Here is a 20,549-nt window from a genome sequence, read left to right as displayed (position 1 = left end):
ACTTTGTTCTAGACTGCCTAGGGTAGGCAATAGGAGTCATATTTTATTTTAAGAAGGGATAATTATGCAGGTACCTACACCGGGTAAGAGTCAAAACCTAGCCTTGGTTATTGGATTAGTGGTTTTGGCAATAGCTTTTGGGGATTATTATGTTTTACTCCATCAAACAGAAATACACCAGGCACGTGCCTGGGTGAAAGCAAATCCCGAACTCACGCCACAACAAAAGAGAATTGCCCGGCAGATGGAGCTGAGGAGGCGGCAAGCCGACCGTATGAGGACAGGGTCAGGTAAGAATACTGAATCCGTCATTGAGGTGGCAGGTTTAGACAGCACCAGTACCGTAGAGGGGACAGGTGGTAAATTGGGAAGTTCCGGAAGTGGCATTAGGAGAAGGCTTCTCTTGAAAGCAGATAGCATATACAGTAAAGCCGGGATTTACTTCCGGCTTTCCCTTTTGGCTGCTTCGCTTGCGTTGCTTTTCATCCAGAGAGCCCCGGAAAGGAAATTAGGGCAGCCCAAACTTAAACCGATACCTGGAAAAAGCAGAACGGTTATTTTCCTGCTTTGCGGTGGATTTTTCCTGATAAGTGGCTATGTGCTTTTAACAATTGCAAAGTTTTCTCCAAGTTTTATTCTGTACGGCTACCCCATGGCCAGCCTATTAGGAATTCTCTGCACCTTCGTCGCCGGTTTGGTTATCGCCCGCAGCAAACGGCCAGAATTCGGATTAACCACTGAACGAAAGAAGCTGAATTCGGAAAACGGTTTCAGCTTGCCCACCATGGACGGAGGATATATAAACGTGCCAAACGCTTTTCGGGGGAATCTGGTGTTAGGGGGTGCAGGAGCGGGGAAGTCATTCAGTATTGGGGAACCGGTAATTGAGCAATTTGCCGGTAAAAACTGGGCAGGCTTGATTTATGATTTTAAATTCCCTGTGCTAACAGAAGTCGCGCAGCGTGCCTTAACCCTTGCTGCCGAAAAAGCGGAAGCCAAAGGCGAACCTGAGCCCAGTGTACAACTCCATGTCATCAATTTCCGGGATTTATCACGCACGGAGCGACTTAACCCCTTAAGGCCAGAGGAAATGCCCGTAGTTGCCTTTGCCGAAGAATACAGCCGGGCGATAATCAATAACCTGAATACAAATACCATTAAGAATCCAGGAGAGTTTTTCAGTACGTCCGCAATTGCTTATTTAACGGGCATCATTTGGTTTTACCGCAAGAACTTTCCAGCATACTGCACCATTCCCCATGTAGTTGCAACGGCCCTGTATAAGGATTTTAGGTACGTTTTATCAATGCTGGATACAGACATTGAATGCGGGGATATGGTCCGAAGCCTCATCACCGCAGTAGAACAGAAGGCCGAGAAACAAATTGCCGGGGTCGTGGCCACCTTGCAAATTATCCTAAGCCGCATAAACAGCCCGGAAATTGTCTGGGTGCTTACCCCGGATGAAAGTAGGGGAGAAGGATTCTCGTTAAACCTGAATGACCCGAACAATCCTAAGTTATTGTGTATCGGTAATGACCCCACCCTAAAAGATACCTTTTCACCGGTTATCAGCTGTATAATAACCGTGGCGCTCAAACTGATGAACCAGCAGCGGAAGCACCCAAGCTATGTTTTTCTGGATGAGGCAGCGACTATCTACGTGCCTGGACTGGAGGTAATCCCCGCGACGGCCAGGAGTAATAAAATAGCTACTATTTACATGAGCCAGGATTTGAGTCAGATGGTTGATTCATACGGACGGGATAAAATGCAGGTAATGATTAGTAACCTCAATAATTGGTTTATCGGGAAAGTAAACAACATGGAGACTGCTGAACTCATTTCTAAAATCGTCGGTCGGGAAGATAAGTCAATGGTATCAACAAGCAGTGGCAGCAGCACCGGCGGTGCTGGCCACCGGAACCGGAGCCAGAATCAAAGCGTAAGTCTTCAGGAACGCAGTTTGGTCCGTGTCCAAGATGCCGTTGGGTTAGAGCAGGGAGAATTCATCGGTCAGACTGTTGAAACAGAATCTACCTTTTTCCAAGGGCGGATAGACCGCAGCGATGCACAAACGGAAATACATGAACTGGAACCGTTCGCGCTCTTTGCAGACGAAGGTGAAACCGATTCCCAGGAGGCGCAGAGAATAATAGTTCAGGCGAATTACCAAAAAGTGCGCGATGAGGTAAAAGAAACAGTAGAAATGTATCCTAACACGCTGGTTCCCGGAGAGGAGTAGCAGCACTTTCCCCCCCCTGTTTATCCTGGCTTTTTTGGCCATTTTTGCGTATATTGTATAGAAGATTGAGTGAAAAACAAAGTATGGAAAATAGCAATTGGAAACCCGGAGGCACCTTTTTCAAGCCTGCCCCCGCAGGATTAAGCATTGAGGAACTGGCAAAGAGAGCAGAGCGTGAAAGCATCGCAAATCACGGATTTGCACTTGTTATGAGCAATGGCCCGATGCCAAGCGAAGAAGCCATAGCATTCATGCAAAAATACGTGGATGGGGAGTGCTCTTTGGAGCAGGCGTTGGCCATGTTGCTAAAACATCATGGGTTGGATAATTTCAATCTTGAACAGGAAAGCATGACATTGGCCGGTTCAGTAGGAACGGCCACTTTTGTACCAGAGGAACCCGGTGCTGATGAAAAATATTAGAATGACCGGTCGCCACTAAAACCAAGCATCCAAAGTAAGCCAGAGAATACAGAATTATATACTCAAAATATGCCAGGGCTATTTGATGAAAGGCAGAATGGCAATAATGAAAATGTAAGTTAATTTTTACAATTGTAAAAATGGCGCAGAACGATGGATTTACCTACGAGAATGGTACCCTGATAAACCATATTGGTATTCAGAATAAAAGTTTGCTGGCCAAAATTGAAAATGATGTCGCCGGTTTCAATGCTGCTATATTAAAAGAGAGAGGAGGGATACCCGGTAATTTTAACTTGGAACATTTACAGAAAATACATAAACAGCTTTTCCAAAGCGTTTATCCGTGGGCAGGGGAAAGCAGGGCCGAAAGGGGAGGGTTCCAGGGTGTTAAAGAAACGGAGGTCAACCATATTCCGCAGGAAATGAGATACGCACCTTTCAAGGAGATAGAAACGCGGCTGGAGACTATCAGCAAGCAGCTCCAGCAAGAAAACAATTTAAATGGATTAGAGCCGGAGAAGTTTATTGACCGTGCTGCCTATTATTTAGACCAGTACAACCATGTACATGCTTTTCGGGAGGGTAACGGTAGAACTTTGCAAGCTGCCTTTACCCAATTAGGAAGAGAAGCAGGTTATAATATTGACTTTAGCCGGGCAGACCCGGCTAAATATAACGATGCCAGGAATTTTGCAATTGTAAAACCATACGCTCCCCAGGAAGCATCTAAAAACTTAGCTCCGCTAAAAGCTTTTCTGAATGAAATCACTACTCCATTGCCCGGAATCGAAGCTGAGAGAGCCAGGACAGAAGGTGCTTCCAAAACACCGGAGCCATCGGCTGCTATGAAGCGTATAGAAGCCCTGCGGGAGTTGGAGGTGACCGGTGGCCGGATAGCTGACCGGTGGGATATTGCGGTAAAGCAGCAGGTGAAAAACATTGTGGAAGAACCTAAAAATCTGAAAACTCACGACAGGGACTTGCGCACTGTCAGTAAAGCCATCCTAGAGGGAGGGGTGAAACCAGACCATTATCTTTATCAGGATGCCGAGCGGTTCACAAAGGCCTTGGACCATGTGAAATATGTTTCCGCCGGTAAGGATATTCCTGCTCTAAAGGCACCTTCGCGAGCGCAACAACTACAGAGTGGCCAGCCGAAGAACCACACGGAAGCAAAAGAGCTTTTTATTAAAGCTTCAGCCATTGTAAGCTTGGAGTTGAAAGCCCATGGGAAAGTGACGGAAGGGGAGCGGTTGCAAGACGTGGCAAAATTCGTTTCCAAAGTCCCTTTTGTCGGAGGGGTGAACAAAGCGCACGTCAATAACGCGCTCGATGCTTCGGCTACAGTTCCCGGCTTAAAAGAAGAAGGCTCTGTTATTGATATTAAAAATGCCGTCAGTATTTTAGAAAAGCCGGAGAGGGCCCACAGTCAGGGTACTGCCACTAAAGTGTTACACCAGGGTAGGGGAGGGGTAGAGCGATAAGTGGGTAGGGTGTTTATTTGAATTTTAAGCTTTCCTGTTTCACATCAAAATTACCTATGTATTGAAAAGACTTTTCACCAATAGACTTTCCGTCTTTATAGAAAGTGAATTTTATTGCCATCGGCCCGGCAGTAGCGGGGGCCAAGAGGATAGGACTAACGATAAAATTAAATTCAATTTCTTTGGAAGGTTTCTGAGAAACCAATGTGATTTTTGAACCTGCTAAATCAGCGTTTTCTAAATAGTTATCCGTTGTTTGGTTTTTCTCAACGCTGTTGAACTTCAACGTTTGACCGTCCATATCAGGAGTAACTGCAATCAACGATTTATTGTAATTGGTATAATCCCCGGACTGTTCAATAACTACTTTGTAGGTGCTGCCGTCGGGATTTATCTCTTTATCCTCACTGCAAGAAAATAAGAGAATAAGGGCTAGGAAAAGACAGTAATTCCTCATTTCATCAGTTTTTAAGAAGTTAGACAAAAGTTATAAAAAACTTATACGCCGAAAACTTAAAACTAGGCTTAGAAAAATCAGGAAGTTATTTTAAGTTTATTTCATGCAGATTTGTAAATATTCATCATAAATTGCCTTACCAACCAGGTTTCGGACGAATTCTTCTTGTCCTATATCATTTTTCTCCATCACGTAGCGGGTAAAGGATAAGATGCTCCTGCATTCTTTAAAACCTTTTTCCTCCATCCCTGCCCTAACCTTTTCAGGCAGTCCTCCCAGCCATTCCAAATAATCCGCTTCATAAGGCTCAAAGTCCTTTGCCCTATTGTGGTAAATTATAGTTGCATTTCCAATTGTAAAAAATAGCTCATGAAAGCGCCTCTCTTCTACCGGAGCAGAAGTAACGAAGCTTTCTTGTGAAGCATTACACTTAGCCTCTGGGTGTTTGATGTGTATCATAGGGGCAATTAAAGGCATCATTGTTTAAAATGAAATTTGCTTGATATATTATATTCTTAATGTGTTAAAACTATTATATTGAAAATCTGCATTTATCTTACCACTATAATATCTTTTACTATGGTAGTATAACAAGGCGTATCATAGTCCTGTTTCCTATTACAAGTCCTTTCCTATACCGTGTAGCCTAAAGTAACAGGTGGCTTTTAATATGCACAGGAAGTGTCTGTACCTTCTGTCCTTGACTCTGTTTTCTATTTAGTCCACTACTGAATTGCCTCTGTGTTTGTTAAGGAACTTAACAGAGATCAGTGCGTAGATATTAAGTAATTGTAAACCGAATAACTTAAAAAATTATGGAAAACAACGATCATCAGCAGCTTATCGAAAAATTATTAACATGTGCCAGCACCTGCGAAATGTGCTTCACGCATTGCCTTTCCGAGGGCGGGAAGATGGCCAATTGTGCAAAACTAGACCGGGACTGCGCCGATTCCTGCCGACATGCTATTGCGCTTTTACAAAGTGGCTCAGCTATAGGGCATCAGTATCTGGTATTATGCGAAGAAATCTGCCGCAAGTGTGGAGGAGAGTGCGCCCAGCACCAGGATGACCATTGTCAGCGATGTGCCCAGGCTTGCTTGGAATGCGCCGAGGCATGTCATAGCCACCACGAATAAATTACCCAGCGCTAAGCTTATATTTCAAAGTAGCCAAGCTTACAGTTTAGAACTGATAGGGTTGGCTACTTATGTTTTATTACTAAATATTTTGGGATGCGGTTGTAGGCAAGGTGTTCTAGGGTCGGCGGCAGTTCCGGCATTGGCGGACAACTTCTACTTGTTTGCCGCTGAAGGCGGACATTTAAACCGTACAGAAATGAATAGGGAGCGATGTGTTGGCCATGGCGACCATTCTGGAAGTACAGCCCATGCGACCTTCATCCAGAGTGAGTCAACGGAGTGTTCTCTCGCCAGAAAGCCTTAGGCAGAATTTTAAATTAGAAACGCTTATATCCCTGAATTCAAACCTATGGGTACCCAGTTAATGTAACCATATGTAACCATATATAAATACCTGCTTCAGAATGGAATGACTGAGGGGGAATACGCTTGGTTTGCCAACCAGAACGTTAAAGTCAAGTGCATTATAGGTAATGATTATTATGTATGAACACATGGTGCATGAAGACCACACCACCAGCGCCTCCGGAGAAATATTCGGATATTACGTGATTTCTCATCAATATTTCAGCCGCTACCGGCTGCCTGTCATGCATACCGAAACCAACCTAAGGAAACCCGGTTCGGCAGATTGGCTCCGGCGGCAATTGGCCAGCGCCTACCGCCTGAAACAAGACGGTATTCCCCTCGTAGGTTTTACCTGGTACAGCTTAATAGACTAAGTAGATTGGATTATGCCTTGCGCGAAGATGCTGGGTGCTTAAACCGATTAGGTTTGTATGATATTAACCGCAGCATCCGGCACGGTATTGCCTGCCATAATCTGATTAGCGAGTGGAAAGATCTCCTCGCTGATGAAAGCTATGGCATCTATATTTCGTATTAAGAATATCAATCCTCTAAACATTAACTAGAATGTCACAAGGCCACACCGTTTCGCCCGGCAGCCAGAATAAAAAGAAACTGCAACTAGTACTGGGCTTTACCTTATTATATTTAGTTGCCGAAGTAGTGGGCGGCATCTGGACCAAGAGCCTGGCCTTGTTAGCTGACGCCGGGCACATGCTCACGGATGTGGGTGGGTTGGCCTTTGCCCTTATTGCGATTAACTTGGCCGAAAGAAAAGCCACTCCGGAAAAAACCTTTGGCTATTACCGCGCTGAAATATTAGCAGCCCTGGCCAATGCCGTTATCTTAATTTGTATATCCCTCTATATTTTATACGAAGCATATCTCCGGTTTAAAAACCCGCCCGAAGTAGAAAGTAAATTCATGCTGGTAATTGCCGGAATTGGTTTGGTCGTAAACTTAATTGGTATGTATATTCTGCGCAAAAGCTCCACCGAGAGTTTAAATATGAAAGGGGCTTACTTCGAAGTTTTATCGGATATGCTGACTTCCATTGGGGTAATTATAGCCGGTATTATTATGTGGACGACCGGCTGGTACTATGCCGATCCAATTCTATCGGCGGGGATTGGCTTATTTATTCTGCCGCGCACCTGGATTCTGCTAAAAGATGCTGTCAGCATTTTGCTGGAAGGTACCCCGGCCGATGTGAACTTGGCTACGCTACGGGAAAAAATAGGGCAAATGCCGGGTGTAGTAAGTGTGCATGACCTGCATGTTTGGGCTTTAACCTCTGGCGTAAATGCCATGAGTGCGCACATCGTGATGCAGGAGGCAGTTAAACCCAATGATTTGCTAAAAGCCATCAATAACCAGGTAAAAGAGCCTTTCAAAATAAGCCACACCACCATACAATTGGAGACAGCGGGTTATCAGGAACAGGAAGTGCATTTATAAATACCATGAATTCAATTTTCAGGAAGAAATTCGAGGCTCCTCAAAAAATACAAAGTTATTTTTTTAGACGAAGAAAAGAATATCCATGATATTGCCCGAGCGGCGGAGATTTTTAGCCGGACCTTACAGGCCGGGAATAAAATTATATTCTGCGGCAACGGCGGTTCGCATTGCGATGCCATGCACTTTGCCGAAGAGCTAACCGGTAGGTTTCGCGAAAACCGACCGCCTTTGGCGGCCATTGCTATTTCTGATGCCAGCCATCTTACCTGTACCGGCAATGGTTACGGTTCCGAATTTGTTTTCTCCCGGTTCATGGAGGGTCTAGGTCGGCCGGGAGATATTGCTGGCCATTAGTACCAATGGAACTCCCGGAATATTATTAAGGCTGCCCTGGCTGCCCGGAGGCGGGGCATGCAAGAGTAGCCTTAACCGGGAAAGACGGCGGGTAGTTAGGCCCACTGGCTGATGTAGAAATTCGGGTGGCTCATAGCGGTTATGCGGGCCGCATTCAGGAGGTTCATATTCAAATATTCATATCCTGGTCCTTTTAAATAGAACAACAAGTCAATATTCCTCCGGTTTAGAATACTTGCTTTCAACTGCTTAAAACAAAGAAAGGTTATAGATGATATTGAAAAAATATTTCTGGGCTTAGGGGTAGGACAGTAATGCACGATGGAATATCAGTGGCTTAAATAGTCAATTGGATTCAGGATTGGGTTAAAGAATCCCAGAAGCATAAATTTTTTATAACTGTTAAACAAACCTCTTTAACAAGAGGAGTTAAGCAAGGAAGCTTGAATTAGCTTGGTTTCTCTTTGAACTTGTTTAGAGTTTTCATAAAAAGGTTATAGCTGCCGCCATTGGTGGTGTTATCACCACCAATTATTTAGCCTTTTCCTTACTTCTTGACTTTAAAAACACGTAACAAGGTCTGATTTAAAACTCTAAACAAGTTCTTTTATATCAAAATATGATTTAAAACGTTTAGCTTTTTAAAAAAATATTATTGAATTGCATTTAATTTGTATTAGTTTTGCAAAGGATGAAATGGAATGCTATTCTTCTGAGCGTTTTCATGATAGTGATATCATGTGTTCCTTGTGCTGATGCAGCGCCAAGGGTAGGCACGCTTGCACAAACCACCATCAACCCAAACACGGATTCCGAGGACCATTCCCCGGCTGCGGATTTATGCTCCCCGCTGTGTACCTGTAATTGCTGCGCCGGTTTCGCTTTGCAGACAATTTCACAAAAAGCAAGTACCGCAGCTATCAAAGTAACCATCCCAACACCAGTTCACCAGGTAGCTGGTGTATCCAAGCCTTCTTTTTCTATCTGGCAACCGCCAAGGCTTTAAATCAAATTTATTTTTGCCTGCTCTGTGAAGCTCCTTTAAGGAAGCTTTACGGCTTTGCCTACATTCAGCTTAATGGCTGTTTACAGGTATCGGTTTCGGCTGGCAGGAGAATTTCTGAATTTTGATTTAAAGACTTTCATTATGCTTGACCGCATTATCCATTTTTCAATTTACAACAAGCTCATCATCGGCATTTTTACCCTTGCGCTTGTTATCTGGGGTAGCTATTCTGTTACGCAGCTGCCCATCGATGCCGTGCCTGACATCACCAACAACCAGGTACAGGTCATCACCACCAGCCCATCGCTGGCCGCACAGGAAGTAGAGCGACTTATCAGCTTTCCGGTGGAGCAGACCATGTCCACCATCGCTGACATAGAGGAAGTGCGCTCTATCTCCCGCTTCGGGCTATCAGTGGTAACCGTGGTGTTTGATGACAATGTGGATATCTATTGGGCGCGCCAACAGGTGAGCGAACGTCTGGTGGAGGCCAAAAACATCATACCAACAGAAATAGGCAGTCCCGAAATGTCGCCTATTTCCACGGGCCTGGGAGAGATTTACCAGTATGTTGTGCATCCCAAACCTGGCTATGAAAAGCAGTATGACGCGATGGAGCTGCGCACCATACAGGACTGGATTATCAGGCGGCAGCTGCTGGGTACTCCCGGCGTGGCGGAGGTAAACAGCTTCGGCGGCTTTCTGAAACAATATGAAGTGGCTATAGAGCCCGCCCGGCTCCGCAGCTATAACCTAAGTATAAGCGATGTACTGGACGCACTGGAGCGCAACAACCAGAATACGGGCGGTGCTTATATCGACAAGAAACCCAACGCCTACTTCATCCGCAGCGAAGGACTTATCGGCAGCCTGGAGGAAATAGGCAAGGTAGTGGTCAGCAACACCACCAACGGTACGCCTGTACTTATCAACGACATCGCCAGTGTGCAGTTCGGCAGCGCTAACCGTTACGGCGCGCTTACCACCTCTTCCGGAGAGGCAGTAGGCGGCATTGTGATGCTTCTCAAAGGCGAGAACACCAATCAGGTAGTGGAGCGGGTAAAAGAGCGGCTAGACCAGATTAGAAAATCATTGCCTGAAGGCGTGGAAGTGGAAGCCTTTCTGGACCGAAGCGAGCTGATAGGCCGCGCCATCGGCACTGTGGAAAAGAACCTGATAGAAGGTGCCCTTATTGTTATTTTCGTGCTGGTGCTCTTCCTGGGCAATTGGCGGGCAGGGCTGGTAGTGGCCTCTGTTATTCCGCTGGCTATGCTCTTTGCCATCATCCTGATGAACCTGTTTGGCGTAACGGGCAACCTGATGAGCCTCGGGGCTATTGACTTTGGCCTTATAGTGGATGGAGCCGTAATCATAGTAGAAGCCACCATGCACCACCTGGGGCTGCGTGGCAAAGGGCGGCTCACGCAAAAGCAAATGGATGCGGAAGTTTATGACTCTGCCCGGAAGATCCGTTCAGCAGCTGCCTTCGGGGAAATTATCATATTGATTGTGTACCTGCCGATTCTTGTGTTAGTGGGTATCGAAGGCAAAATGTTCCGTCCGATGGCGCTTACGGTGTCCTTTGCCATTCTGGGTGCTTTCATTCTCTCGCTCACGTATGTGCCGATGATGTCGGCGCTGCTGCTGAGTAAAAACATTACCCACAAACGTACTATCTCCGACCGTATGATGGATTTCTTTCAACGAATTTATACTCCCATCATACACGGTGCCCTACGGTTCAAGGCATCGGTGCTGGCAGTAGCAGTGGGTTTATTTGCGTTGAGTCTGTTTATGTTTTCGAGAATGGGCAGCGAGTTTATACCTACGCTTGAGGAAGGTGATTTTGCCCTGGAAACCAGGCTGCTGACCGGAAGCTCCCTTTCAGAAACAGTAGAGAAAGTAACCTTGGCTTCCCGGATGCTAAAAGAGCAGTTTCCGGAGGTAAAGGAGGTGATAAGCAAAGTCGGGGCAGCAGAAATCCCGACAGACCCGATGCCGATGGAGTCTGCCGACGTAACCATAACCCTGAAAGACAAGGACGAATGGACCAGTGCTGAAACACGCGAAGAGTTGGCAAATAAAATGACAGAGGCGCTGGAGGCTATTCCCGGCGTTACGTTCGGGGTGTCGCAGCCCATCCAGCTGCGCTCCAACGAACTGATTTCAGGGGTGCGTCAGGATGTAGGTATTAAAATATTTGGCGAAGATTTGCAGCAGCTGACCAGGTTGTCGCAGGAGGTAGGCGGAATTGTTTCGACTGTGGATGGAGCGGAGGATTTATACTTAGAACAAGTTTCAGGCTTGCCTCAGATTGTCGTTTCCATCAAACGCGACCAGGTAGCCAGGTTCGGAATGGATGTGGAGACAATCAACCAGGCCATCAACGCCGCCTTTGCCGGGCAAAGCGCCGGGCTGGTGTACGAGGGCGACAGGCGATTTGACCTCGTGGTGCGGCTTGCCCAGGAGAACCGCCAAAGCATTGAAGCAGTACGGCAGCTTTTCGTAACCACTCCCACAGGCGAGCAGGTACCTTTGCAACAGGTAGCCGATATAGCGTTTCAGCAGGGCCCAAATCAGATTCAGCGCGAGGATGCCAAGCGCCGCATCATCGTAGGCTTTAACGTACGTGGCCGTGATATTGCCAGCGTGGTAGAAGAAGTGCAGCAGAAAATCGACCAGCAGGTACAGCTCCCGACCGGGTATTTTGTAACCTATGGTGGGCAGTTCGAGAACCTGCAGGAGGCAAACAAGCGCTTATCGGTGGCTGTTCCGGCCGCACTGGCGCTGATCTTTTTGCTGCTGTTTTTCACCTTCGGATCTGTCCGGCACTCGCTCCTTATCTTTACAGCTATTCCGCTCTCGGCAATAGGCGGCGTACTGGCGCTCTGGATCCGGGGCATGCCTTTCAGTATTTCCGCCGGGGTGGGCTTTATCGCCTTGTTTGGCGTAGCGGTACTGAATGGGATTGTGCTGATTGCTGAGTTTAACAGGCAGCGAAAAGAGAACAGTAGCCTGAGCCTAAGAGAAGTTATACTTAACGGCACCTCCTTGCGACTGCGCCCGGTACTGATGACGGCCACAGTGGCCTCGCTGGGCTTTTTGCCGATGGCACTTTCTAATACAGCCGGAGCCGAGGTACAAAAACCGCTCGCAACGGTTGTAATTGGTGGCCTGATTACCTCTACGATGCTCACGTTGGTGGTGCTTCCTGTGCTTTACATTTTAATAGAGGGCTATTTGCTAAAAAGAATGCAGAAGGGTAATTCATCCGGACGCGGGCTTTCCGCTTCGGCTGTTGCCCTCATCGCTACCACATCGGCAGTAGGTCTTTCATTCCTGCCTACCTCCAAAGCACTTGCACAAGGGCAGGCCACACAAGTTTACACGGTACAAAGCGCCGTTGATCGGGCGTTAAGCCAGAACCCGGGGTTAGAGGCTGCCAGAATCAATATACAACGAAATGAAAAGCTTAGGGGTGCTGCCTGGGACATAGGCAAGACAGACGTGGACGTTACCTACGGGCAGTCGAACACCCTTGAGAAAGACAATAACATTTCCATTTCCCAATCGCTGGCTTTTCCAACGGTATATGCCAGACAGGCTAAGCTTTTAAAAGAGCAGGTACAGGAAAGTAAGTTTTCATTTGGCCTGCGGGCCAGGGAGCTTGTCCGGGATGTGCGGCTCGGTTACTACGGCCTGGTGTATGTGCGTTCTAAAATAGACCTGCTAAGTTATCAGGACAGCCTGTACGCACAGTTTCTGAGAGCCGCCGAAGTGCGTCTGAGAACAGGGGAAACCAACCTACTGGAACAGGTAACAGCCCAGGCGCAGCAATCAGAAGTACAGAACAACATTCGCCAGTCGCTTGCCGACCAGGCCGTGCTCCAAAAACAGCTACAGGTGCTGCTGGTCACTGACAGTTCCGTAACCACAGCCGACACGGCATTGGCACGCCTGCCTTTACCTGTTGTGTCTTCGGATGCCCTGGAACAGAACCCACAGCTGGCGCTAGCTCGCCAGCAGGTAGCGTTACGGCAAGCTGAGACCGGGGTGGAACGCGCCAGGCTCTTGCCCGACATCCGCCTAGGCTACTTCAACCAATCCATTATTGGCACGCAAAATGTCAACGGCGTGGAAAGAACCTTCTCGGCAGGAGACCGCTTCACGGGGGTGTCTGTAGGAGTGGGAATCCCTATTTGGGCAAAGCCGCAAACCAGCCGGATACAGGCAGCCAGGCTGCATGAGCAGCTCGCCCAGAAAAACCTGCAAAGCAGCCAAAATCAGCTGGAAGGTAATCTGGTAGCTGCCCGACAGCAGGTCCTGAAATTACAGGGCAGTCTGAACTACTATGAGCAGACCGCCCTGCCACAGGCGGAACTCATTATCAACCATGCCTCCCGAGCCTATCAAGTGGGGGAAATCACTTACCAAGACTACCTCCTAAGCCTGAACAGGGCCTTGGCTATCAAGACCAATTACCTGGATACGCTTTACGAGTATGATAAAGCTGTTATCGAGCTAAATTTCCTGATAGAAAATCAACAATAAAACTTAAAGCTGAATTTATCCATTATGAAAAGGATTTTGAATATAAACATGTTTTTTCTCGCAGGAATTATGCTTTTCTCCTCGTGCAAGGAGGAATCTGCTCCGGCACAGGGAGCAGAACAGGAAGCAGGCCACGGCGAAGAGGAAAACCCGAATATGGCAGAGCTGACCGAGCAGCAGTACCGTGTGGCAGGCATTACGCTCGGCAAGCCCGAAATGCGCAACCTGAGCAATACGCTCACTGTGACAGGCGAGCTGGACGTACCGCCGCAGAACATGGCCTCTGTAAGTGCCCCACTGGGTGGTTTTGTCAAAAACACGGAACTGCTCGAAGGTATGCGCGTAAAAAAAGGACAGTTGATTGTAAGGATTGAAAACGCTGATTTTGTAACACTGCAGCAGGATTACCTGGAAGCCAGAAGCCGCCTAGATTTCCTGGAGCTGGAGTATGAGCGGCAAAAGGAACTGTCCGAGGAACAGGTTACCGCAGCCAAGACTTTCCAGCAGGTAACTGCCGAGTTCAGGTCTGTCAGGTCGCAGGTGGAGGGCTTGGCTGAAAGGCTGCGGATCATCGGAGTTAACCCCGCTTCCTTGCGGGAAGGGAAAATCAGCCGCATCCTGCCCATCTTTGCTCCCATAGACGGGTATGTCACCTACATTAATGCCAATGTCGGCCAGTATGTGAACCCGACGGATGTGCTGTTCAGGATAGCAGATACGGACCACCTGCACGTGGAGCTGACGGTGTTTGAGAAAGACGTGGCGGCCCTGAAAAAGGGGCAGCAGGTGCGTTTCGCTTTGCCGGGTGAGAGCGGGGCGGAGCATGAGGCCACTATTTACCTTATCGGCAGGGAGATCAGCGAGGAGCGCACCGTGCAGGTACACGCGCACTTAAAGGAGGAAGACAAAGAATTGGTACCCGGTATGTATGTGCAGGCACAGGTATCGCTGGGCGGGCAGCAGGTGCTGGCGCTGCCGGAAGCCGCCGTGGTGCAAGATGCCGGAAATGACTTTATCTTCCTTTACATGGGCGAAGAGAAAGAAGGCGATGCAGTGATGAAGCGGTTCCGGATGGTACCGGTGGAGAGCGGCGCGGCCGAAGGCGGCTTTGTGCAGGTGGCGCTCCCTGCCGGCGTCGATACCGCTAACACAAACTTTGTGACTAAAGGTGCTTATTCGCTGCTATCCAGAATGCGAAACTCTGAGGAAGAAGGTGGTCATCATTAAACGTTAAGCCATGCTGCAAAACTTAGACTGTATCCTGCAAGAGAAAGGAATCGGCCGCCGTTAGCCTGAGCGAAATGGAAGTAGATTTTGAGCAAGCGGACTGTGTCACTTTGTATCGCACGCTTAAAACCTTCGAGGAAAAAGGGCTGATGCAACAGGTTATCGACGGAGCGGAACCAACCAAGTACGCCTTGTGTCAGGAGGACTGCACTTGCGCGATGGAGGACCTGTATGTGCATTTAACTGCAACGCCTGCAAAGAAACCTACTGCCTTCCAAAGGCAAACTTGACTAGTGTACAGCTTCCCAACAGATTTCGCCTTTATGAGGTGAACATGTTGGTAAAAGGTGTTTGTGACCGGTGCGCCACTTGAATGCGTAGCAGCCTGCGCACAGGTAGAAACAATAGCGCTTAGTTGGAAATGGGGGTATTCCAATTTAATAGGCATGAGCGTTGCCAGGCATGTATAGGCAAAAAGCAACCCAGGAAGACTTGTTTCCCCTAATGCTTTTCATAGGCAGTATTGAGGCGCAACACCAGGAGATGTCCTGGCTGGATAAAGCTGTCCTGATGTTGAAAAGGAGCTTCTCGTTCCAAGAATCAGAGCAGTGCCTAATCTGGGTAGTAGTTGGACTGCTGATAGTAGCGTTCATCCTAAGAGTTGTGGTCGGCAATAAAAACTTCAGAAAATGATTATGCCATACGCCAAAAAGAGCAGCCCCAATAGAATAAGCTGCATGAGCACCCCACTTAAAATAGATTTATAAGAGTTAATGCTGACTATTAATCCATGAATCATGAATAAGAAACAGAATAAAAGCAAGAATATAGAAGAGGACTTCAAGCCCTTGGAGATCACTTCTCCCAGAACAGCAGAGGCCCCAGGACCGAATGTAGGCGATAGTTGCTGCTCCATAGATGGTAAAACCAAACGGCCAGGAGCCGAGGAGCACGGGGAGGCAGCGGAAGAGGCAAAGTCCTCTTACATACCCACGGCCATCAGCCTTTTCCTGTTGCTGGCTGGCATCCTGCTCGACTACTTGGACACCCCCTGGTTCACGGGCTATGTGCGGCTAATTGTGTTTGGCATTGCCTATGTGCTGGTGGGCTGGCGCGTGGTGTGGCACGCTGTTAAGAGTTTGAGAAGTAGCTTCTTCAATGAATTCTTTCTGATGAGCATTGCCACGCTGGGAGCCTTCTACATCGGCGAGTACGCCGAGGGCGTGGCCGTGATGCTCTTCTACGTGATTGGGGAGCATTTTCAGGAGGCCGCTGTGCTGCGGTCACGGCGCTCCATCAAGGCGCTGATTGATAACAGGCCCGACGAAGTGGGACTGGTAACGGATAAAGGCGTAATCACCGTGAAAGCAAAAGAAGTGCGGGTTGGCGATGTGGTGCAGGTGAAGGCAGGTGAAAAGGTGGCGCTGGATGGTGAACTGCTTTCTGACAGGTCCTCCTTCAACACAGCAGCGCTCACAGGCGAGTCGAAACCTGATACCAAAAAGCAGGGTGAAACTGTGTTGGCAGGAATGATCAACCTGGACCGTGTGGTTCAACTGAAGGTGACCTCTGCCTACGAAAACAGTGCCTTATCTAAAATCCTAAAGCTGGTGGAAGAGGCCGGCAGCCGCAAGGCCAAGACGCAGCAGCTCATTACCAGGTTAGCCAAAGTATACACGCCCATTGTGTTCTTCCTGGCCGTGGGGCTCACCTTCATTCCCTACTTTGTTGTAGATGCCTATGACTTCAATGTATGGCTCTACCGGGCGTTGGTCTTCCTGGTGATCTCCTGCCCGTGCGCGCTGGTGATTTCTATTCCGCTCGGCTACTTCGGTGGTATCGGGGCAGCCTCACAGAATGGCCTGCTCTTTAAGGGAGCTAACTTCCTGGACCTGATGACGCAGGTGGATACAGTGGTGATGGACAAGACCGGCACCCTGACCGAAGGTGTCTTCAAAGTGCAGCGGGTAGAGGTATTACTGGAGGATAAAGCATGGTTTATGTCCGCTGTTGCCGCCATAGAGAATGTGTCCACGCACCCTGTTGCGAAGGCCATTGTGGCAGAGGCAGGCATCGCCTATCAACGGCACTCGGTAAGCAAGGTGGAGGAGATACCTGGCCATGGGCTGAAAGGCACCGTGGACGGCAGAGAGCTGCTGGTGGGTAACGGCAGGCTGCTGGAGAAGTTCAACGTGCTGTATGACCCGAGCCTGAAGGAGATCGTGGAGACGATCGTACTGGTTGCAGTTGATGGCGCTTATGCTGGTTACATCACCATTGCCGACAAGACGAAGGAGGATGCGCCGCTGGCTGTGAGGCGAATGCGGGAGCTGGGCGTCAAAAAGCTGGTGATGCTCTCCGGGGATAAGGACTCCATTGTTCAGAAGGTGGCGGCCGAGTTGCAACTGGACGAGGCATACGGAGGATTGCTTCCGCAGGATAAGGTAAGCAAGGTGGAGGCGTTGAAAGCGGAAGGCAGGATGGTGGCCTTTGTGGGCGACGGCATCAACGACGCGCCTGTCATCACACTGGCTGACGTAGGCATGGCCATGGGTGGGCTTGGCTCGGACGCAGCCATCGAAACGGCGGATGTGGTGATCCAAACAGACCATCCCTCTAAAATAGCCACAGCAATCAATATCGGGAAAAAGACCAAGCAGATCGTGTGGCAGAACATCGCCTTGGCCTTCGGGGTGAAGGCCCTGGTGCTGGCGTTCGGGGCTTTTGGCGTAGCCTCTATGTGGGAAGCCGTGTTTGCCGATGTGGGGGTAGCCTTTCTGGCGATTTTAAACGCCGTAAGAATTCAACGGATGAAGTTTTAAAGGTTATCTTAACTAGAAGCCTGGCTTTTTACCGGTTAAATTGAAAAATTTGTATGGACTCAGTTACGCTTAACAATCTTAATTCTTCCTTCAAAGTGGATGATAAACATGGTCATACTACCTTGCACATCTCATCGTTGGTTTTTGGTTCCCATCAGGAAGGCCAGGCTTTGCCACTGCTACGCCTCCATGTAATTGACCAAGATGAATTAGGCTTATATAGTTCCTTGATTCCGGCTTTAAGATTAGGTGACAACCCGGTAGTACATGTAGATAAACAGTTCGCAATTTTTAACTATTTAAAAGTAGAAGTTATTTCATTAGAGCCAGGGATGGAGTTTGAGGTGGAGGTTTACTTCTCTCTTATGCAGAATGCTGTGGAGTAAGGAGTCTCAGAAATATTTTGAAAGTTTGGATTAAGTTTCGATACCTATAATGCGTTAAGCTTATGACAGAGGAACACAAAGGCATCTTCCTTCTGAACCTTACTGTCACAGCCTCAAGACCAGGCGACTCTTTTGAAGCCTGGTGTGCAACAAAGAACCCTCACATAAATATTAAATTAACTTCAAATGGATAAAAATATGAAGTATGATGTGGTAATAATCGGGTCAGGCCCTGGCGGGTATGTGGCAGCAATCCGTTGTGGACAGCTAGGAATGAAAACCGCCCTTGTTGAAAAATACGATACCCTTGGAGGAACCTGCCTAAATGTGGGATGTATTCCTTCAAAGGCATTACTAGACAGTTCTGAAAGGTACCATGATGCCCAAACGAAGTTTAAAGACCATGGAATTTCTATGGAGAATCTTCAATTAGATTTTACCCAGATGGTTACGCATAAGGCCGGGGTAGTGAAGAACACGGTGGATGGGGTAAATTACCTGATGAAGAAAAACAAGGTAGAGGTCATGCAAGGTGTGGCAAGTTTGCTTAGTGCAACCGCTATCAGCGTAAGCGGCAAGGATGGCGACACAAGCGTTGTTGAAACGAAGAATATTATACTCGCCACAGGTTCAAAGCCTTTCTCCTTACCAGGTATCACCCTTGATAAAGACAGAATTATCTCCTCCACCGAGGCACTGGCACTTGTGGAAGTACCAAAACATCTGATTATAATAGGAGGTGGTGTCATCGGAATGGAGCTTGGGTCTGTTTATGCAAGGTTAGGGTCTAAAATAACCGTTATTGAGTACCTCGATTCCATTATAGGAAGCATGGACAGCACGATGAGCAAAGAGCTGCATAGGTCCCTAAGAAAGCTTGGGTTCGAGTTTCACCTGGGCCATAAAGTGACACTTGCCGAAAATAAAGGAGATACAGTAGTGGTGAGTGCCGAAGATAAAGGCGGGAAGACTGTGGCCGTGGAAGGTGATTATTGCTTGATGGCTGTGGGAAGAAAGCCCTATACAGAAGGTTTAGGGTTGGAGACTGCAGGCATTACTACTGAAAAAGGGAGAATAGTAGTAGATGAGAATTTGCGTACCAATGTTTCCAATATCTATGCCATCGGAGATGTGGTTAGGGGCCCAATGCTGGCTCATAAAGCGTCAGAGGAAGGGGTGTTCGTTGCGGAGCTCTTAGCCGGGCAAAAGCCGCATATCAATTACCTGACGATTCCCGGCATTGTGTATACATGGCCTGAAGTAGCCAGCGTAGGACATACGGAAGAGCAACTGAAGCAAAACGGTCGTGCTTACAAGGTCGGTACATTCCCATTCAAAGCCAACGCCCGGGCTAGGATGAACAATGACACAGATGGTCTGATTAAAGTATTGGCAGACCCGGGAACCGATGAGATTCTCGGCATCCATATGATTGGGCCGAGAGCATCTGATATGATAGGTGAGGCGACCGTGGCCATGGAATACAGAGCCTCAGCAGAGGATATCGCTAGGATGTCACACGGGCATCCTACCTTTTATGAGTCTTTGAAAGAAGCATGTTTGGCGGCTGGAACCGGAGCAATTCATATGTAGGGCGGGTAGTAATTGGTGCCAGGTGTATGTTTGGCTTAAAAGGAAAGGATTATTCTGGTTACTCCCGTAAGCTACGTTAGCCACAAATAAGAGGCCCCTATCTAAGTTAAACATATTCTGTTTTTACTGAAAGAACAGCCGGTTATTTAGTCCTTTGGAATAAATAAAAAGTTTAATATTGGCTTCTTTCCCTACTAGTTTTTTTTTCAGCTTTTGGGCGGGCAACCACTGTAATAACAAATAAATAGAACAAATCAAGCGAATTAGAGGTAAAACAAAGTAGAAAAAATAATTAACCTAAATTTTATTACTATGCAAAATGAACATCCGGAAGAACACAAGAAAAGTGCAGAAAACCATAGAAAAGCTGCGGAATATTTTGAACAAGCCGCAGCCAACCATCGTGCCGCAGCCGAGCATTTAGCCAAAGGAGACCATGAAAAGTCGGCTCATCACGGGTATACGGCCTATGGCCTAAGCTCCCACGGTAGGCACCACGCGGAGGACGCTGCCTTGCACCATTCGCATGAACACAAAAGCAACGAACCTCTGCACGCCCATGAGCAGGGCCAGCAAAATGGCTAATCTTACTGTGTGAATTGCCAGTTTTGTAATACCTTAAAGTAAGTATCAAAAAAGCCCACTTAATAAAGGTGGGCTTTTCTGATCTAGCCATTCAGGGCCTTTTTTTGAAATTATACCAAATTACCCTAAAAGTCTTTTTCCGAATTGCAAAGAGAAGGAGGCTCATGCGATATGAATTTTCCCGTGCCATTGTTGGTGTTATCACCAATAATCCTTTATCAACTCGCTTCTCAAAACTGCCATCAAACTGAACTGATTGGAAGTTGTTGGTGATAACACCAACAACGGCTCGAAAAAACGAGAAAGGACTTTTCAGGGTAATTTGGTATTAGACCCTAAGAGGCGCACCTAAATGTAGCGTAGCAAGTCTGCTTTTAGCATTGTTTTAACAATTAACCAGGTGTACCGTACAAATAACTTAGTATAATTTTTACAGGAAAGCATAGACTATAATATGTCACAG

Annotated in this window: 17 protein-coding genes; 15 read left to right on the top strand and 2 right to left on the bottom strand. The window is 47.6% G+C overall.

All coding sequences use genetic code 11. The features are described from left to right. Positions 1-103: 103 nt before the first annotated feature. The 3 genes from A8O25_RS09200 to A8O25_RS09190 all read left to right on the top strand — a co-directional run bounded on the left by A8O25_RS09200 (position 104) and on the right by A8O25_RS09190 (position 4,154). Complete coding sequence (locus A8O25_RS09200; protein ID WP_161947725.1) at positions 104-2,245, top strand: TraM recognition domain-containing protein; 2,142 nt, start codon at positions 104-106, stop codon at positions 2,243-2,245. 65 nt (positions 2,246-2,310) lie between these two features. Then, positions 2,311-2,667, top strand: a complete 357-nt coding sequence (locus tag A8O25_RS09195; protein ID WP_153042672.1) for an antitoxin VbhA family protein — start codon at positions 2,311-2,313, stop codon at positions 2,665-2,667. Between the two features lie 140 nt (positions 2,668-2,807). Next, on the top strand, positions 2,808-4,154 hold the full coding sequence (locus tag A8O25_RS09190) for a Fic/DOC family protein (RefSeq protein ID WP_066833919.1): 1,347 nt from the start codon (positions 2,808-2,810) through the stop codon (positions 4,152-4,154). Positions 4,155-4,167: 13 nt separating this feature from the next. Here A8O25_RS09190 and A8O25_RS09185 read toward each other — a convergent pair whose 3' ends face one another. Both A8O25_RS09185 and A8O25_RS09180 read right to left on the bottom strand, forming a co-directional pair. After that, positions 4,168-4,638, bottom strand: a complete 471-nt coding sequence (locus A8O25_RS09185) for a beta-barrel fold lipoprotein (protein WP_153042671.1) — start codon at positions 4,636-4,638, stop codon at positions 4,168-4,170. Positions 4,639-4,707: 69 nt separating this feature from the next. Beyond that, positions 4,708-5,070, bottom strand: a complete 363-nt coding sequence (locus A8O25_RS09180; protein ID WP_153042670.1) for a hypothetical protein — start codon at positions 5,068-5,070, stop codon at positions 4,708-4,710. Positions 5,071-5,426: 356 nt separating this feature from the next. On the opposite strand from A8O25_RS09180, the gene A8O25_RS22475 reads away from it, so the two are divergent. The 12 genes from A8O25_RS22475 to A8O25_RS22465 all read left to right on the top strand — a co-directional run bounded on the left by A8O25_RS22475 (position 5,427) and on the right by A8O25_RS22465 (position 20,086). After that, a complete protein-coding gene (locus A8O25_RS22475) occupies positions 5,427-5,750 on the top strand; it encodes a four-helix bundle copper-binding protein (protein WP_074987959.1) in 324 nt (107 codons plus the stop codon). A 476-nt stretch (positions 5,751-6,226) separates the two neighbouring features. Continuing rightward, positions 6,227-6,475, top strand: coding sequence for a hypothetical protein (locus tag A8O25_RS09175; RefSeq protein WP_066833912.1), 249 nt, complete (start codon positions 6,227-6,229; stop codon positions 6,473-6,475). Between the two features lie 193 nt (positions 6,476-6,668). Next, entirely contained in the window at positions 6,669-7,559 is an 891-nt protein-coding gene (locus tag A8O25_RS09170; RefSeq protein ID WP_066833910.1) for a cation diffusion facilitator family transporter, read from the top strand. Positions 7,560-7,568: 9 nt separating this feature from the next. Further along, complete coding sequence (locus A8O25_RS24345; protein ID WP_377047745.1) at positions 7,569-7,916, top strand: SIS domain-containing protein; 348 nt, start codon at positions 7,569-7,571, stop codon at positions 7,914-7,916. 691 nt (positions 7,917-8,607) lie between these two features. Further along, entirely contained in the window at positions 8,608-8,922 is a 315-nt protein-coding gene (locus A8O25_RS24340) for a DUF6660 family protein (RefSeq protein ID WP_377047742.1), read from the top strand. Positions 8,923-9,063: 141 nt separating this feature from the next. Further along, positions 9,064-13,473, top strand: coding sequence for a CusA/CzcA family heavy metal efflux RND transporter (locus tag A8O25_RS09165; protein WP_066833908.1), 4,410 nt, complete (start codon positions 9,064-9,066; stop codon positions 13,471-13,473). Positions 13,474-13,521: 48 nt separating this feature from the next. Next, the gene (locus A8O25_RS09160) at positions 13,522-14,700 is read left to right on the top strand and encodes an efflux RND transporter periplasmic adaptor subunit (RefSeq protein ID WP_161947724.1); all 1,179 of its coding nucleotides are present in this window, start codon (positions 13,522-13,524) and stop codon (positions 14,698-14,700) included. A gap of 74 nt (positions 14,701-14,774) precedes the next feature. Next, positions 14,775-14,990 (top strand): helix-turn-helix domain-containing protein, encoded by a 216-nt coding sequence (locus tag A8O25_RS23785; protein ID WP_066833901.1) that lies wholly within the window; start codon positions 14,775-14,777, stop codon positions 14,988-14,990. 507 nt (positions 14,991-15,497) lie between these two features. After that, positions 15,498-17,522: a heavy metal translocating P-type ATPase gene (locus A8O25_RS09145; protein WP_066833894.1), complete on the top strand. Its 2,025-nt coding sequence runs from the start codon at positions 15,498-15,500 to the stop codon at positions 17,520-17,522. A 53-nt stretch (positions 17,523-17,575) separates the two neighbouring features. After that, positions 17,576-17,908: a hypothetical protein gene (locus A8O25_RS09140; RefSeq protein ID WP_066833891.1), complete on the top strand. Its 333-nt coding sequence runs from the start codon at positions 17,576-17,578 to the stop codon at positions 17,906-17,908. Positions 17,909-18,106: 198 nt separating this feature from the next. Further along, on the top strand, positions 18,107-19,501 hold the full coding sequence (gene lpdA / locus A8O25_RS09135; protein ID WP_066834030.1) for a dihydrolipoyl dehydrogenase: 1,395 nt from the start codon (positions 18,107-18,109) through the stop codon (positions 19,499-19,501). Positions 19,502-19,813: 312 nt separating this feature from the next. Beyond that, positions 19,814-20,086, top strand: coding sequence for a hypothetical protein (locus A8O25_RS22465; RefSeq protein ID WP_074987958.1), 273 nt, complete (start codon positions 19,814-19,816; stop codon positions 20,084-20,086). The last annotated feature ends 463 nt before the right edge of the window (positions 20,087-20,549 follow it).

The organism is Rufibacter ruber, assembly GCF_001647275.1.
Lineage (GTDB): Bacteria > Bacteroidota > Bacteroidia > Cytophagales > Hymenobacteraceae > Nibribacter > Nibribacter ruber_C.
This window is presented reverse-complemented; position numbering and strand designations above follow the sequence as displayed.